At 59.4% G+C, this 15,863-nt stretch carries 15 protein-coding genes and 5 tRNA genes; 12 read left to right on the top strand and 8 right to left on the bottom strand.

The genetic code is table 11. The features are described 5' to 3' along the window. The 4 genes from H8F22_RS03900 to H8F22_RS03885 all read right to left on the bottom strand — a co-directional run bounded on the left by H8F22_RS03900 (position 1) and on the right by H8F22_RS03885 (position 2,407). Positions 1 to 321 (bottom strand): STAS domain-containing protein, encoded by a 321-nt coding sequence (locus H8F22_RS03900; protein WP_194939773.1) that lies wholly within the window; start codon positions 319 to 321, stop codon positions 1 to 3. Between the two features lie 22 nt (positions 322 to 343). Next, entirely contained in the window at positions 344 to 712 is a 369-nt protein-coding gene (locus H8F22_RS03895) for a response regulator (RefSeq protein ID WP_027921610.1), read from the bottom strand. Positions 713 to 724: 12 nt separating this feature from the next. Next, positions 725 to 1,390, bottom strand: a complete 666-nt coding sequence (locus tag H8F22_RS33035; protein ID WP_371258929.1) for a methyl-accepting chemotaxis protein — start codon at positions 1,388 to 1,390, stop codon at positions 725 to 727. Positions 1,391 to 2,331: 941 nt separating this feature from the next. After that, positions 2,332 to 2,407, bottom strand: a tRNA-Asn gene (locus H8F22_RS03885). A gap of 228 nt (positions 2,408 to 2,635) precedes the next feature. Here H8F22_RS03885 and H8F22_RS03880 point away from each other — a divergent pair. Beyond that, the gene (locus tag H8F22_RS03880; protein ID WP_027921605.1) at positions 2,636 to 2,866 is read left to right on the top strand and encodes a hypothetical protein; all 231 of its coding nucleotides are present in this window, start codon (positions 2,636 to 2,638) and stop codon (positions 2,864 to 2,866) included. Here the strand turns inward: H8F22_RS03880 and H8F22_RS03875 are convergent. After that, positions 2,863 to 3,063, bottom strand: a complete 201-nt coding sequence (locus H8F22_RS03875) for a hypothetical protein (protein WP_027921604.1) — start codon at positions 3,061 to 3,063, stop codon at positions 2,863 to 2,865. The genes H8F22_RS03880 and H8F22_RS03875 overlap by 4 nt on opposite strands. A 239-nt stretch (positions 3,064 to 3,302) precedes the next feature. Next, positions 3,303 to 4,499 (bottom strand): amino acid aminotransferase, encoded by a 1,197-nt coding sequence (locus H8F22_RS03870; RefSeq protein WP_027921603.1) that lies wholly within the window; start codon positions 4,497 to 4,499, stop codon positions 3,303 to 3,305. Between the two features lie 338 nt (positions 4,500 to 4,837). On the opposite strand from H8F22_RS03870, the gene uvrB reads away from it, so the two are divergent. Next, positions 4,838 to 6,853 (top strand): excinuclease ABC subunit UvrB, encoded by a 2,016-nt coding sequence (gene uvrB, locus H8F22_RS03865; RefSeq protein WP_027921602.1) that lies wholly within the window; start codon positions 4,838 to 4,840, stop codon positions 6,851 to 6,853. An 89-nt stretch (positions 6,854 to 6,942) separates the two neighbouring features. Here uvrB and H8F22_RS03860 read toward each other — a convergent pair whose 3' ends face one another. Together H8F22_RS03860 and H8F22_RS03855 are read right to left on the bottom strand one after the other, a co-directional pair. Further along, on the bottom strand, positions 6,943 to 8,493 hold the full coding sequence (locus H8F22_RS03860) for an MDR family MFS transporter (RefSeq protein WP_027921601.1): 1,551 nt from the start codon (positions 8,491 to 8,493) through the stop codon (positions 6,943 to 6,945). Then, positions 8,483 to 9,532, bottom strand: coding sequence for an HlyD family secretion protein (locus H8F22_RS03855; protein ID WP_027921600.1), 1,050 nt, complete (start codon positions 9,530 to 9,532; stop codon positions 8,483 to 8,485). The genes H8F22_RS03860 and H8F22_RS03855 overlap by 11 nt, the downstream gene beginning before the upstream one ends. 219 nt (positions 9,533 to 9,751) lie before the next feature. Here H8F22_RS03855 and gltX point away from each other — a divergent pair, with 219 nt between their 5' ends. From gltX to H8F22_RS03805, 10 genes are all read left to right on the top strand, one after another. Further along, positions 9,752 to 11,233 carry a glutamate--tRNA ligase gene (gene gltX / locus H8F22_RS03850; RefSeq protein ID WP_027921599.1) on the top strand — a complete coding sequence of 494 codons (1,482 nt, stop codon included), beginning with the start codon at positions 9,752 to 9,754 and terminating at the stop codon, positions 11,231 to 11,233. A gap of 291 nt (positions 11,234 to 11,524) precedes the next feature. After that, positions 11,525 to 11,600 (top strand) — tRNA-Ala (locus tag H8F22_RS03845). 79 nt (positions 11,601 to 11,679) lie between these two features. Further along, positions 11,680 to 11,755, top strand: a tRNA-Glu gene (locus tag H8F22_RS03840). 53 nt (positions 11,756 to 11,808) lie between these two features. Further along, positions 11,809 to 11,884, top strand: a tRNA-Ala gene (locus H8F22_RS03835). 80 nt (positions 11,885 to 11,964) lie between these two features. Further along, positions 11,965 to 12,040: transfer RNA gene (locus H8F22_RS03830), tRNA-Glu, on the top strand. A gap of 184 nt (positions 12,041 to 12,224) precedes the next feature. Next, positions 12,225 to 12,764 carry a TetR/AcrR family transcriptional regulator gene (locus tag H8F22_RS03825; RefSeq protein ID WP_027921598.1) on the top strand — a complete coding sequence of 180 codons (540 nt, stop codon included), beginning with the start codon at positions 12,225 to 12,227 and terminating at the stop codon, positions 12,762 to 12,764. A gap of 31 nt (positions 12,765 to 12,795) precedes the next feature. After that, the gene (locus H8F22_RS03820) at positions 12,796 to 13,629 is read left to right on the top strand and encodes an alpha/beta fold hydrolase (protein ID WP_059181212.1); all 834 of its coding nucleotides are present in this window, start codon (positions 12,796 to 12,798) and stop codon (positions 13,627 to 13,629) included. A gap of 48 nt (positions 13,630 to 13,677) precedes the next feature. Further along, positions 13,678 to 14,133 carry an acyl-CoA thioesterase gene (locus H8F22_RS03815; RefSeq protein ID WP_027921596.1) on the top strand — a complete coding sequence of 152 codons (456 nt, stop codon included), beginning with the start codon at positions 13,678 to 13,680 and terminating at the stop codon, positions 14,131 to 14,133. 153 nt (positions 14,134 to 14,286) lie between these two features. Further along, entirely contained in the window at positions 14,287 to 15,246 is a 960-nt protein-coding gene (locus tag H8F22_RS03810; protein WP_027921595.1) for a tRNA dihydrouridine synthase, read from the top strand. 120 nt (positions 15,247 to 15,366) lie between these two features. Beyond that, positions 15,367 to 15,813, top strand: a complete 447-nt coding sequence (locus H8F22_RS03805) for an Hsp20 family protein (protein WP_007943514.1) — start codon at positions 15,367 to 15,369, stop codon at positions 15,811 to 15,813. The last annotated feature ends 50 nt before the right edge of the window (positions 15,814 to 15,863 follow it).

Genomic DNA, 15,863 nt, shown 5'->3' with positions numbered 1-15,863 from the left:
CTAGCGGCCGAGTTGGAAATAACCAGAGGATCGCCAGAACGCGGCGAGGTTGCACAGGTCGAAGACTTCCAATACCGCGCGGCTGTGCCCAACCAGGCGCAAGGTCGTGCCGACACGTGTGGCTTCGCGTTTGGCCAACAACAGTTGCTGCATGCCGGCGCCGTCCATTTCGCTGACCAGGGACAGGTCGATTTCCAGCTCGCCGGGCTCGGCCAGGAGGGGCAATAGCTGTGCCTTGAACTCGGCCGCGGTATAGATGTTCATCTCGCCTTCGATATGCAGCTGGCACAGGCCGTTGGTTGTGGCTACGCGGATGTTCATGCTCGCCTCCGGATTCGGTCGATCAAGGCAGGATCAGTTTGGCGACGGCGGCCAGCATTTGTGCCGGCTGGAAGGGTTTGACCACCCAGGCCCTGGCCCCGGCAGCCTGGCCTTCCTGTTTCTTCGCTTCCTGGGATTCGGTGGTCAGCATGATGATCGGGGTGAATTTGTAATTGGCCAGCTTCTTAACCTCCTTGACCAGCGTGATGCCATCCATGTTGGGCATGTTCACATCGCTGATCATCAGGTGGATTTTCTGTCCGTTCAGCTTGGTCAGCGCATCCTTGCCATCGCTGGCCTCGATCACGTCGTAGCCAGCCCCCTTCAAGGCAATGCTGACCACCTGGCGTACGCTGCTGGAATCGTCGACGACCATTACGGTTTTAGCCATGCTGCTCTCCTGCTAGAAGAAAGTGATTTCCTGTTCCTTGGCGGCGCTGGAACTGTGTCCGTGATGGATTTGCCGTTGCTCATCGGTGGCGTAGGTCAGCTCCATGCTCGCCAACCAGGCTCGGGCATCGATCTGTTCCAGCTGATCCGGATTGCGCTGGCCGTTCTGCAGGTGCTGGTGCAAGGCCTGCATGTTGTCGCGAACATGGGAGAGGATCTGGCTGACGCGATCCTGGAATTGCAGGCCGATCAGGACCTCGCTGATTTCGTCACGGATGCCGACGCTCTCTTGCTGGAGTAACTCGGTAGAACCCGACAGGCGCTGGGTAATGCTGTGAAAACGGTCCAGCACATGTTGAATGCTGGCTTCGGAGGCGGAGACCGAGTGCTGGTCATTCGCTGCAGTGTCGTCGGCGACTTCGACCAGGCGGGTGATGGCGCTGTTGATGATGCCGACGGTGGCCGACATTTTTTTTCCGGTGTCGCTGGAGAGGCTCGACAAGCTGCGCACGGCATCGGCCACTACGGCGAAACCACGCCCGGCTTCACCTGCTCGTGCAGCTTCAATTGCAGCGTTCAGTGCCAGGAGGTTGGTTTGCGCAGCAATCGCCGCAACCTCTTTAGACATGCTGAGCAGTTCGCCGGTGTAGTCGGTGAGGCTGCGGACTTGTTCCAGCATCTGGTCGCGACTCAGTTGCGTGGCCTTGAGGGAGTTGACCACCTGCGTCAGCTCCGTTTCGCTCTGCGCGAGCACCACCACTGCGCCGCTCTGGGCATCGCCGGCCAGGCCATCCGCCGCTTGTTGCGAAGTCTGTACGGCTTCTTCCAGCTTGCTGTAGATGCCTGAGAAGCGCTGGCTCAGCGTGATGATGGCCTGCTCGGTCTGGCTGCGGGAGTTCTCGATCTGCTTGGTCCAGATGGGCACCGCTTCCAGGCACACGGCCTCCAGACCGTTGGCTGCGGACGCGGCACTGGCGGCCTGGTGTTGGCTCAGGCTGCGGGCATGAGCCTGGCTCAACGCCTGGTCAAACAGCTTGCGCTGGCTGCGGACAATCCAGACGCTGGCAGCGCCGCCACTGGCGAGCAGGATCAGCGCGGCCGTTATCGGCAGTGCCGCCAACCCGGTCAAAACCAGGAGCGACACAGCGCCGCCCGAGGCAATGAACAGGACGGGCCAAACCAAGGAGGTGAAGTCAGGTCGAACGGAGGAATAATTGCGGTCAAAGTCATAAGAAGACAAGGGCTGGTCCTTATTCAAATCGCTCCATTCGAGCGGCTAAATGTGTCACCGATAGCGAAGTGTCTGTCCCTGTGCTTGCAGCTGAATCGTTTCAAATTCAAAGCCTTAGCCCGCGCTGGCACAGGTCATATTGCTTTGGAACTAATACAAAATGCTGCTGTCTTCGACGATAGCAGTAGGCCACTCTTTTGCAAGGCAGCCACTGCGTCAGCCAATGTTCTATTGCTGTTTTTTTGGTGCGGGCTGCTTATTTTTTGCGTGACTGCGAGGGGTTATTAATTGCGTTGCGGGGAAGGGCTGAGCGGAGGGCGAGTGGGACAACCCAATAAACAGGCACAAAAAAAGGCCAGCTAAGCGCTGACCTTTTTTGTGTATCTAGATGGCTCCACGACCTGGACTCGAACCAGGGACCCAGTGATTAACAGTCACTTGCTCTACCAACTGAGCTATCGCGGAATGGCGCCTATGTTACTGATTCAAAAAGAGAAGTCAAGCGCCTGATAGCAACTTGGGCGATTCGTCGGGACAGGCGGTGGTTTATCGACCATGAGCGGTTACCAGAATCGTCCCAGAGGTCTACCATGGCTTCCCGGAAGTGGTCACACGCGCTACCGGCCATTCGCCGAAACAGGTACGCGCCATGAATCATTCAATCCTTGCACCTCACACAAACGAGGTGTTCGCATGAGCATCGCTCAGATCAGCTTGCCCAAAGGTGTCGGCCCTCACGCCGAAAAACTGCTCGACGCAATCACGCAGGCCAGCACGGCCGAGGATTTGAACCGTGCCGGTGGCAAGGCCGAGGGTTTTGTTTTGGGCCTGGAAAGTGCCAAGGCGATCAAGAGTCAGATTGCCGAGTCGCTTTATGTCGCCTATGACGACGCCGCCAGCCAGCGTGCTACCGAACTGGCTTAACCGCCGAACGTGAAGGTGCCGAGCATCATTTTGGCGTAGAGCGTCGCGGCGGCCAGTTGTACCAGCCACAAGGCCAGGCCGCCGAGAAACACACCCGCAGCGACTTGCAGTACCAGGTTATTCCCGCGTTTGGCCGGGGTGCGAGGGACGAAGTCGTCCAGCTCATCGCGGTCTGCGCGTAGGTCATCGTTTTTCATGTGGGTTCTCGTAAAAATTCTCGGGTGTACACAAAACCTGTAGGAGCCGGGCTTGCCCGCGATGGCGGTCGATCAGCCAACATTGATGTTAAATGTGATGGCCTCGTCGCGGGCAAGCCCGGCTCCCACAGTGGGATGGTGTGCAGTCTAGAGGGCTTGGCCGTCGGGTTGAGAGTTATCTGCGACAAATAAAAAACGGGAAGCCCATCGGCTTCCCGTTTTTCATATCACCGAACGACTCAGATCACCGCAACGATGGCCTTGGTCACTGCGTCGATGTTGCTCTGGTTCAACGCCGCCACGCAGATGCGGCCGGTGTCCAGGGCGTAGATGCCGAACTCGGTGCGCAGGCGGGTGACTTGCTCAACCGTCAGGCCGGAGTAAGAGAACATGCCACGCTGACGGCCGACGAAGCTGAAGTCGCGCTGCGGGGCGTTTTTCGCCAGGGTGTCGACCATCTGAATGCGCATGCCGCGAATCCGCAGGCGCATTTCAGCCAGTTCTTCTTCCCACTGGGCGCGCAGGACCGGGCTGTTCAATACCGCGGCGACGATGCTTGCACCGTGGGTTGGCGGGTTGGAGTAGTTGGTGCGGATCACGCGTTTGACTTGCGACAGCACGCGCGCGCTTTCTTCTTTCGATTCGCTGACGATCGACAGGGCGCCAACGCGCTCGCCGTACAGCGAGAACGATTTGGAGAACGAGCTGGACACAAAGAAGGTCAGGCCCGATTCAGCGAACAGGCGCACAGCGGCGGCGTCTTCGTCGATGCCGTCGCCAAAGCCCTGGTAAGCCATGTCTAGGAACGGTACGTGGCCTTTGGCTTTAACCACTTCCAGCACGTTGTTCCAGTCCGCCGGGCTCAGGTCCACGCCGGTCGGGTTGTGGCAGCAGGCGTGCAGCACAACGATCGAGCCGGAGGGCAGGGCGTTCAAGTCTTCCAGCAGGCCGACGCGGTTTACGTCGTGGGTCGCGGCGTCGTAATAGCGGTAGTTCTGCACCGGGAAACCAGCGGTTTCGAACAGGGCGCGGTGGTTTTCCCAGCTCGGGTCGCTGATCGCCACGACAGCGTTCGGCAGCAGTTGCTTGAGGAAGTCGGCGCCGATTTTCAGTGCACCGGTACCGCCCACAGCCTGGGTGGTGATGACGCGGCCAGCGGCGATCAGTGGCGAGTCATTGCCGAACAGCAGTTTCTGCACGGCCTGGTCGTAGGCGGCAATACCGTCGATTGGCAAGTAGCCACGGGAAGCGTGTTGAGCGACGCGAATCGTCTCGGCTTCGACAACGGCGCGCAGGAGTGGAATTTTCCCCTCCTCGTTGCAGTAAACACCGACTCCCAGGTTGACCTTGTTGGTACGGGTATCGGCGTTGAATGCTTCGTTGAGGCCCAGGATTGGATCGCGTGGTGCCATTTCGACAGCGGAGAACAGGCTCATTTTTGCGGCGGCTCTGAATGGAGTGTGGAGGGACGTGTGGCGCTCCAGCCGAATGCACTAGAGCGGTGCACAAACGGGGAGCTAGTATAGAGGCCATCAGCGACCGATGGCGACAGACGTTTCGGCTTTTCCGCTAAGTTTTTCCGATTATTTTTCGACCGTTAGTCGATTGCCGTCGTCAAAGGATTCACGGGATGTAGGACGTTTGCCTTGAAAGAGCAGGCAATCGACTCCACATTGAGCACAATCCAGTTTTTTCCTCGGGCGACGTCGGTCGTTTGCGGTCTTTCTCGTTGCTGTCCGGTTTGACCGGTCAGGCGCGACCCCAGGGGTATTGAATGTCTGAATTCCAGCTAGTCACCCGCTTCGAGCCCGCCGGCGATCAGCCGGAAGCCATCCGCCTGATGGTCGAGGGTATCGAAGCCGGGCTGGCGCACCAGACGTTGCTCGGTGTGACCGGTTCCGGCAAGACCTTCAGCATCGCCAACGTGATCGCGCAAGTGCAGCGTCCGACCCTGGTGCTGGCGCCGAACAAGACCCTGGCCGCGCAGTTATACGGCGAGTTCAAGGCGTTCTTCCCGAACAACGCCGTCGAATACTTCGTTTCCTACTACGACTACTACCAGCCCGAAGCCTACGTACCGTCGTCCGACACCTTCATCGAGAAGGATGCCTCGATCAACGACCACATCGAGCAGATGCGCCTGTCCGCGACCAAGGCGTTGCTGGAGCGCAAAGACGCGATCATCGTCACCACCGTGTCGTGCATCTACGGTCTGGGCAGCCCGGAAACCTATTTGAAGATGGTGTTGCACGTGGATCGCGGCGACAAACTCGATCAGCGTGCCTTGCTGCGTCGCCTGGCGGACCTGCAATACACCCGCAACGACATGGATTTCGCCCGTGCAACCTTCCGGGTGCGTGGCGATGTGATCGATATCCACCCGGCGGAATCCGATTTCGAAGCGATCCGCATCGAGCTGTTCGATGACGAAGTGGAAAGCCTGTCCGCCTTCGATCCGCTGACCGGCGAAGTGATTCGCAAACTGCCGCGCTTCACGTTTTATCCGAAAAGCCACTACGTGACGCCACGAGAAACCCTGCTGGGTGCCGTCGAAGGGATCAAGGTCGAGTTGCAGGAGCGTCTGGATTACCTGCGCACCAACAACAAGCTTGTCGAGGCTCAGCGTCTTGAGCAACGTACGCGCTTCGATCTGGAGATGATTCTCGAACTGGGTTATTGCAACGGTATCGAAAACTACTCGCGCTACCTGTCCGGCCGTGAATCGGGCCAGGCGCCACCCACGTTGTTCGACTACCTGCCGGCCGACGCCTTGCTGGTAATCGACGAATCCCACGTCAGCGTGCCGCAGGTCGGCGCCATGTATAAGGGCGACCGTTCGCGTAAAGAGACGCTGGTGGAATACGGTTTCCGTCTGCCGTCGGCGCTGGATAACCGGCCGATGCGTTTCGACGAATTCGAAAGCATCAGCCCGCAGACGATTTTTGTCTCGGCGACGCCCGGCAATTACGAGGCGGAACATGCGGGGCGTGTCGTTGAGCAACTGGTGCGTCCGACGGGGCTGGTCGATCCTCAGATCGAAATCCGTCCGGCGCTGACTCAGGTCGACGACTTGCTCTCGGAAATCGGCAAGCGCGTCGCGCTCGAAGAGCGGGTGCTGGTCACGACCCTGACCAAGCGCATGTCCGAAGACTTGACCGATTACCTGGCCGACCACGGCGTTCGCGTGCGTTACCTGCACTCGGACATCGACACCGTGGAGCGGGTCGAAATCATTCGCGATTTGCGCCTCGGTACGTTCGATGTGCTGGTGGGGATCAACCTGCTGCGTGAAGGCCTGGACATGCCGGAAGTGTCGCTGGTGGCGATTCTCGATGCGGACAAGGAAGGCTTCCTGCGCTCCGAGCGTTCGCTGATCCAGACCATCGGCCGGGCGGCGCGTAACCTCAACGGTCGGGCGATTTTGTATGCAGATCGCATCACCGGCTCCATGGAGCGGGCGATCGGCGAAACCGAGCGTCGTCGCGACAAACAGATCGCCTTCAACCTGGCCAACGGCATCACGCCGAAGGGCGTGTTCAAGGACGTCGCCGACATCATGGAAGGCGCCACTGTGCCGGGCTCGCGCAGCAAGAAGCGCAAAGGCATGGCCAAGGCTGCAGAAGAGAGCGCCAAGTACGAAGCGCAATTGCGCTCGCCGGGTGAGATCGCCAAGCGGATTAAAGCCCTGGAAGAGAAGATGTACGCGTTGGCGCGTGATCTGGAGTTTGAAGCGGCGGCGCAGATGCGCGATGAGATTGGCAAGTTGCGGGAGCGGTTGATCACTGTCTGATATTTGCAGCGCCTGTCATGCCGCCATCGCGATCAAGCTCGGTTCCTGCGGTAGGAGCCGAGCTTGCTCGCGATGCTTGCGCCTCGCTCTCAGTGTGCTTCCCCAGCCTTAATCCCCTCCGGCAATTTCTTGGTCAACAAGATCGCCAGCATGCTCACCCCCAACGCAATCCCGACAAAGTGAAACGCATCGTTGTAGGCCATGATTGACGCCTGCTGATGCGCAATCTCACTGATTTTCCCCAGCGCCGCCGTCTCATTGCCCAGTCGGTCTGCCATCGACGCCAGTCGCTCGGCCACCTGCGGATTGCTCGGCACGATGGCTTCACGCAAATAATCAAAGTAGGTCTTTGTTCGCGCATCCAGCAGGGTGGCGAGGAGGGCGATGCCAATCGCACCGCCGAGGTTGCGCAGGATGTTGAACAGGCTCGACGCCGAACCCGCGTCCTGCGGCAGGATGTATGCGGTGGCGATCAGCGAAATGGTGACCATGATCAATGGCTGACCGAGCGCGCGGATGATCTGGATCTGATTGAATTGCGGTCCGGCGAAGTCCGGGTTCAGTACCCCCGATGAAAAACTCGCCAGCCCGAACAGTCCAAATCCCAGCGTGCACAGCCATTTCGGCGAAATGTACTTCATCAATTTGGGCACCAGCGGAATCAGAAACAGCTGCGGCACGCCCATCCACATGATCACTTCGCCGATCTGCAGGGCGTTGTAGTTCTGGATCTGCGCCAGGTACAGCGGCAACAGGTAAATCGAGCCATACAACCCGACCCCCATCCCCAGGCTGGAAATACTCGACAGGCCAAAGTTGCGGTTGCGCAGGATGCCGAGGTTGATCAGCGGGTTGGGTTTGGAAAACTGCACAATCACAAAGGTGATCAGGCTGATCAGCGCAATGCTGCCCAGGGTCACGATCAGGTTCGACTCCAGCCAGTCCTTGCGATGGCCTTCCTCCAGAAATACCTGCAAACAACCGAGCCCGACGCCGAGGGTGAGAATGCCCATGTAATCGGTGCTTTTCAGCAATTCCCAGTGCGCTTCCTTCTTCTCCAGGCCGTACATCAGGCCCGCAATCATGATCAGGCCTGGGGGCACGTTGATGTAGAAGATGTATTCCCAACCCCAATTCTCGGTCAGCCAGCCGCCCAGCGTCGGGCCGATCGAGGGCGCGAAGGTGGCAGTCATGGCGAACATGGCCATGCCTTTGGCGCGGTGATGCTCCGGGAGTTTGATCAGCGTCAGGGTGAATGCCAGCGGGATCAGTGCGCCACCAGTGAAGCCCTGCATGGCGCGAAAGACGATCATGCTTTCCAGGCTCCACGCCATGGAGCACAGCAGCGAGGAGGCGAGGAAACCCAATGACACCCACACCGCCAGTCGCCGCGCCGACAGCAACTGCACCAGCCAGGCGGTCAGCGGAATCATGATGATTTCCGCTACCAGGTACGAGGTGGAAATCCACGAGCCTTCTTCCAGGGTGGCCGACAGGGCGCCCTGAATATCCTTGAGCGACGAGTTGGTGATCTGGATGTCGAGCACGGCCATGAAGGCGCCGAGCATCACGCTCATGACCGCGATCCAGTCCCGCCGGGTCGGTTCGCCGGCCGGGCGGATCAGTTGATCACCGGCCATCGTCAGGGGCGTCTTTGATGTTCACTTTGGCGGTGACTGACATGCCCGGGCGGATCTTGCCGCGCAGCGGATTGTCCGCGTCGAACGTCAGTTTTACCGGAATCCGTTGTACGACTTTGGTGAAGTTGCCCGTGGCATTGTCCGGTGGCAACAGGCTGAACTGCGCGCCCGACGCGGCGAACAGGCTGTCGACGCGGGCCTTGATCGGCGTGTCGCTGTAGGCGTCGAAGGTCAGCTCGGCGCTCTGGCCGGGCTGCATGTGGCCAATCTGGGTTTCCTTGAAGTTGGCCTGAATCCAGATGTCCTGGTCCGGGACGATCGACAGCAAATACGCGCCGGCCTGCACCACTTGGCCCTCGCGGGCGGCGCGCTGGCCAATCAGGCCGCTGATCGGCGCGTGGATTTCGCTGCGGGTCAGGTTCAGTTCGGCTTGCGCCAGGTCGGCCTTGGCGTTGGCGATCTGTGCGTCGAGGCGCTTGATCTCGGCATTCAGGGCGTTGACCTGCTGGCGCTGGCCTTGAGCGTCGGCCTGGGCCTTGGCCACTTGCGAGCGGGCGATGTGGTTGTCGGCGGACAGGGTGGTCACCCGTTCTTCCGAGATGTAGCCGGGTTTGCGCAAGGTCTGGGCGCGGGTCAAATCGATGAGCGAGCGGCCGAGGCTGGCCTGGCTGGATGCCACTTGCGCTTCGCTGGCGGCGATCAGGCTGGATTGCTGGGTCAGTTTGCTTTGCGCTTGCAGGCGTTCGGCCTGACGGGTGGCGAGGGTCGCGTTGGCGCGGTCGACGGCGAGGTCGAAATCGGCGCCTTCGAGCTTGATCAGCAACTGGCCTTTCTCGACGTGCTCGTTGTCGTGCACCAGCACCTGGTCGATGCGCGCGCCCAACTGGCTCGAGACACGGGTGATCTCGCCCTGGACATAGGCGTTGTCGGTGCTTTCATAAAACCGTCCCTTGAAGAACCACTGGGCAAAGAAGCCCCCGGCAATCAGCAGGACAATCAACAGGAAAATAAACAGGCGACGCTTGAGTTGGGCAGGCATGGGGCAGACTGTAGTCGAGAAATTGTAAGGAAAGTTAACAGCTGGTGAATCTGTCATACAGCCGACAAGCGGTAAATGCCATCGGCTGATATTCGGCCATTCACCAGGGTATACGCGCGTTGTAGGCGCAAACTTGGCTTAAATGCCCTGCTCACTGGAGCCGGGCGGGTATCGCCTGTTACCATTCGCCCTTTGTTTTATCTTCATTCGAGACTTGCCATGACCACCGTCCGCACGCGCATCGCGCCATCGCCTACCGGGGACCCCCACGTAGGTACCGCTTACATCGCTTTGTTCAACTACTGCTTTGCCAAGCAGCATGGCGGTGAGTTCATCCTGCGGATCGAAGACACCGACCAATTGCGTTCGACCCGCGAGTCCGAACAGCAGATTTTCGACGCCCTGCGCTGGTTGGGCATCGACTGGAGCGAAGGCCCGGACGTCGGTGGCCCGCACGGTCCATACCGGCAGAGCGAGCGCGGCGATATTTATCAGAAGTATTGCCAGCAACTGGTTGAAATGGGCCATGCCTTCCCGTGCTTCTGCACCGCCGAAGAGCTGGACCAGATGCGCGCCGAGCAAATGGCTCGCGGCGAAACCCCGCGTTACGACGGCCGTGCGCTGTTGCTGTCCAAGGAAGAAGTCGCGCGCCGCCTGGCCGCTGGCGAACCTCACGTGATCCGCATGAAAGTGCCGAGCGAAGGCGTGTGCGTGGTGCCGGACATGCTGCGTGGCGATGTCGAGATCCCGTGGGATCGCATGGACATGCAAGTGCTGATGAAGACCGACGGCTTGCCGACGTACTTCCTGGCCAACGTGGTCGACGACCACCTGATGGGCATCACCCACGTCCTGCGCGGCGAAGAGTGGCTGCCGTCGGCGCCTAAACTGATCCTGCTTTACGAGTACTTCGGCTGGGAACAACCGGAGCTGTGCTACATGCCGCTGCTGCGTAACCCGGACAAGAGCAAGCTGTCCAAGCGCAAGAACCCGACCTCGGTGACGTTCTACGAGCGCATGGGCTTCATGCCGGAAGCGATGCTCAACTACCTGGGGCGCATGGGCTGGTCGATGCCGGACGAGCGCGAGAAGTTCTCGTTGCAGGAAATGGTCGATCACTTCGACCTGAGCCGTGTGTCGCTGGGCGGGCCGATTTTCGACATCGAGAAACTGTCCTGGCTCAACGGCCAGTGGCTGCGTGACCTGCCGGTGGAAGAGTTCGCTGCGCGCCTGCAGACCTGGGCGCTGAACCCTGAGTACATGATGAAGATCGCGCCGCACGTTCAGGGCCGGGTTGAAACTTTCAGCCAGGTGGCTCCGCTGGCCGGGTTCTTCTTTGCCGGTGGCGTGAATCCGGATGCCAAGCTGTTCGAATCCAAGAAGCTTTCGGGCGATCAGGTGCGTCAGTTGATGCAGTTGATCCTGTGGAAGCTGGAAAGCCTGCGTCAGTGGGAGAAGGACAGCATCACTGCGACGATTCAGGCGGTGGTTGAATCGCTGGAGCTGAAGCTGCGTGACGCCATGCCGTTGATGTTTGCCGCGATCACTGGCCAAGCCAGCTCGGTGTCGGTGCTGGATGCGATGGAAATCCTCGGTCCGGACCTGACTCGTTTCCGTTTGCGTCAGGCAATTGACCTGCTGGGCGGCGTGTCGAAGAAAGAAAACAAGGAATGGGAAAAACTCTTGGGCAACATCGCCTGACAGACTCGCTCTTCGGCGTTCACGCGTAATTGATGACGTTCACCTGTAGCAGCTGCCGAAGGCTGCGTCGGGCTGCGGAGCGGCCCTTGAGGGCCGCCACCCAATGGGATGGCGAGCGCTGCGCACTCGAACACAGTCTGCGGCAGCTACTACAGGAGCGGATACACCCCCGGATTTAGGGGGGAGGGCGGTAAGTGATTGTTATGTCGGCAAAAAACTTTGAAATATTTTAAAAATAAGTTTGACAGCTTTTCGATCCGCCATTAAGATTCGCCCCGTCCTCAGCGATGAGGGGCTATAGCTCAGCTGGGAGAGCGCTTGCATGGCATGCAAGAGGTCGACGGTTCGATCCCGTCTAGCTCCACCAATTTACACTTCAAGGTCTGGCCACACCGGCCTTGAAGCGATCAACACTCAGCGTTGATCTGTTGTATAGAAGGGTTTGCGTCCCCTTCGTCTAGTGGCCTAGGACACCGCCCTTTCACGGCGGTAACAGGGGTTCGAGTCCCCTAGGGGACGCCAGTTTTACAGAAGCGATGTTGCAAGATGTCGCTCCGCCGCGAGGCGAAAAATCCGGGGCTATAGCTCAGCTGGGAGAGCGCTTGCATGGCATGCAAGAGGTCAACGGTTCGATCCCGTTTAGCTCCACCAATTTTACAGTTCAAGGTCTGGCCACGCAGGCCTTGAATCGATCAGCTCTCAGCACTGATCAGTTGTATAGAAGGTTTTGCGTCCCCTTCGTCTAGTGGCCTAGGACACCGCCCTTTCACGGCGGTAACAGGGGTTCGAGTCCCCTAGGGGACGCCACGATTACCCGCTCTGCGGGATTTTATAAGGGTCATTCAATTATTGAATGGCCCTTTTGTTTGTCTGGCGTTTGGCCAAATCCCCCAATTTCTTTCAAACTGTTCTTCAGACCAGCGGTCACATCCACGACTTGCGAAAAATTATTATGAGAATAATATTCTAGTCGTAATATTCGGAGGCAACGATGAACGATAAAAAAGCTCAAACCCGCGAACGCATCCTCAAGGCTGCCAGCGCAGCGCTGATTCAGCGCGGCCCGGCAGAACCGAGCGTTGGCGAAGTGATGGGCGCAGCCGGCCTGACCGTCGGCGGCTTTTATGCGCACTTCGAAAGCAAGGACGCAATGATGCTCGAAGCGTTCCAGCAGTTGCTCGGTCACCGTCGAGGCATGATCGCCGACATGGATGCCGAGTTGACTGGCGAAGAGCGTCGCGCCTTGGTGGCGGCGTTTTACCTGTCGCGTAAACACCGTGACTCTTCTGAGTCGGCGTGCCCGATTCCGGCTTCGGTCGGCGAATTGGGGCGGCTGCCGGACGCGTTTCGTGTCGCACTGAATGAGCATGTGGAAATGATGGTCGCGCAGTTGGCGGCCAGCCCGGAAGACACCGACAAAGCCCTCGCTGACATGGCGTTGATGGTGGGTGGTTTGGCGCTGGCCCGCGCACTGGGGCCAGGAGAGTTGTCCGATCGATTGCTGCGCGCCGCCAAGTCGGCGGTGCTGTGACCTGAAGGCATTGGCCTGAGGAGTGAGAGCGATGAGCACGTTGAAGTGGGTTCGTGGCGTTAATGGCACCTTGGGCTGGTTCGCACCACAACTGGTCGCGAGCAGAATGCGACTGGCATTCATGAGCCCGCGAGCACTGCCTCCGCGTGACTGGGAACTGCCGCTGCTGGCGAAGTCCGAACGTATCACGCTGCGCTTTGGGCTCTCGGCGCTGCGCTGGGGCCAAGGCCCTGCCGTGTTGTTGATGCACGGGTGGGAAGGGCGGCCGACGCAGTTCGCCAGCATTATCACTGCGCTCGTCGATGCCGGTTACAGCGTGGTTGCCCTCGACGGTCCGGCCCATGGTCGTTCACCGGGCGAAGAAGCGAACGTCGTGCTGTTTGCCCGGGCCATGCTCGAAGCTGCCGCCGAGTTGCCGCCGCTGCAGGCGGTCATTGGTCATTCGATGGGCGGCGCCAGTGCCATGCTCGCCGTGCAACTGGGTTTGCGTACCGAAACCCTGGTCACCATCGCCGCTCCGGCGCGAATTCTCGGCGTGCTGCGCGGCTTTGCCAAGTACGTGCGACTGCCGCCGAAGGCGCGTTCGGCCTTCATCCGTCAGGTCGAGAAAGACGTCGGCATGCGCGCAGCGGCGCTGGACGTAGCGCACTATCAACTCGACATGCCAGGCCTGATCGTCCATGCCGAAGATGACCGCTTTGTGTCGGCCAAGGAATCGCAACTGATCCACGAGGCCTGGTTTGACAGTCGCTTGCTGCGTCTCGAAGAAGGCGGTCATCAGCGGGTACTGGCCGATCCCCGGGTCATTGATGGCGTGTTATCACTCCTGGCCGGTCGCAGCCTGCATTCGCGCCAATCGGCGTAAGCATCCGTTACACTGCCCCGGTCGACATTATCTGACCGGGAGTGGGGCATGAGCTGGGATCGGGCAACGCCATTTATCATTGATCTGCAAGTGGGCGCCGAGGACATCGACGGGCTGGGTCACGCCAATAATGCGGTGTACGTGACATGGCTCGAGCGTTGCGCCTGGCGCCACTCGCAGCGTCTGGGCCTTGATCTGGTCGAATATCGGCGACTGGACCGGGCGATGGCGGTGGTGCGGCACGAGATCGATTATCTGGCTGCCGCCTACGAAGATGATGAATTGCAGTTGGCGACCTGGATCGTCGATTGGGATCAGCGCCTGAAAATGACCCGACATTTCCAGTTGAAGCGCCCGCGCGACAACACCACGCTGCTGCGCGCGCAAACCACGTTCGTCTGCATCGAACTGTCGACCGGCAAGCCAAAACGCATGCCGACCGAGTTCATTGAAGGCTACGGCCCGGCGTTATTGTCGCAAGAATTAAATACCACCCAAATCTAATGCAGGAGTGAGCCTGCTCGCGATTCAGGCGGCGCGGTTTACCCGGTACGCCGCGTCATCGTTCATCGCGAGCAGGCTCACTCCTACAAGGAATCTGCGATTCCCCGCGCAATCCAGTAAACTGCCGCACGTTTTTCGTCGAGTGTGTTTTTCATGCAAATTGCTTTGGCGCCCATGGAGGGGTTGGTCGACAACATCCTGCGGGACGTGCTGACCCGTGTGGGCGGTATCGATTGGTGCGTGACCGAGTTCATCCGGATCAACGATCAGTTGCTCACGCCTGCCTACTACCACAAGTTCGGTCCCGAGCTGCTGACCGGTGCCCGCACCGCGTCCGGCGTGCCTCTGCGTGTGCAATTGCTCGGTTCTGATCCCGTGTGCCTGGCGGAAAACGCCGCGCTGGCCTGCGAGTTGGGCTCTGAAGTCATCGACCTGAACTTCGGTTGCCCGGCCAAGACCGTCAACAAGTCTCGCGGTGGCGCGGTATTGCTCAAAGAGCCTGAACTGCTCAACGAAATCGTCGAGCACGTGCGTCGAGCGGTGCCTGCGCACATCCCGGTGACCGCCAAGATGCGCCTCGGTTTCGACAGTCCGGACGGTTCGCTGGTGTGCGCCACAGCCTTGGCTGAAGGCGGCGCAGCACACATCGTGGTGCATGCGCGGACCAAAACCGATGGTTACAAACCGCCAGCGCATTGGGAGTGGATTCCTCGTGTGCAAGAGGTGGTCAAGGTGCCGGTGTTTGCCAATGGCGACATCTGGAGTGTCGAAGACTGGCGTCGTTGCCGCGAGATCAGCGGCGTGGAAGACATCATGCTCGGCCGTGGTCTGGTCTCGCGCCCGGACCTGGCCCGGCAAATCGTGGCAGCGCGTGCCGGTGAAGAAGTGGTCGAGATGACCTGGGCCGAGCTGTTGCCGCTGCTCCAGGACTTCTGGCTGCAAGCCAAGGCGCAGATGACACCCCGCCAATCTCCCGGCCGCCTCAAGCAATGGTTGGCGATGCTGACCCGCAATTATCCGGAAGCAGTGGAGCTGTTTACTGTGTTGCGGCGTGAAACCGAGCTGGATCAGGTTTCCCGTTTGCTGGGTCTGACAGTCGCCGAAGCGGCGTAAAAAAATCTGAAAAAAGTCTCTTGAAATGCAATCAACGGTCCCTATCTAAGGGTTACGCGATGCCGAATTCGGGTCGCGGAGATAAAAAACCTTGCTGGTTGTTTTCAGGAGATTTGAATCATGACTACTGCATTTTCCCTGGCCCCACTGTTCCGTTCCTCGGTAGGCTTCGACCGTTTCAACGACCTGTTCGAAACCGCCCTGCGCAACGAGCCAGGCAGCACCTACCCACCTTACAACGTGGAAAAACACGGCGATGATCAATACCGCATCGTCGTCGCCGCAGCCGGTTTCCAGGAAGAAGACCTGGACCTGCAAGTGGAGAAAGGTGTGCTGACCATCAGTGGCGGCAAACGCGAAGCGAACGAAAGCGTGACCTTCCTGCACCAAGGCATCGCCCAACGTGCGTTCAAGCTGTCGTTCCGCCTGGCGGACCACATCGAGATCAAGGCCGCTGACCTGCGTAACGGTCTGTTGAGCATCGACCTGGTGCGCATCGTTCCAGAAGAGGCGAAAGCCAAGCGTATCCCGATTAACGGGACGCAAAAACCGGCTCTGCAGCACTAAGCCAGAGCAACGAAAAGGGCGCCCTCGCGGCGCCCTTTTTTGTGCCCAAA

The organism is Pseudomonas mucoides (assembly GCF_015461845.1).
GTDB classification, from domain to species: Bacteria; Pseudomonadota; Gammaproteobacteria; order Pseudomonadales; family Pseudomonadaceae; genus Aquipseudomonas; species Aquipseudomonas mucoides.
This window is presented reverse-complemented; position numbering and strand designations above follow the sequence as displayed.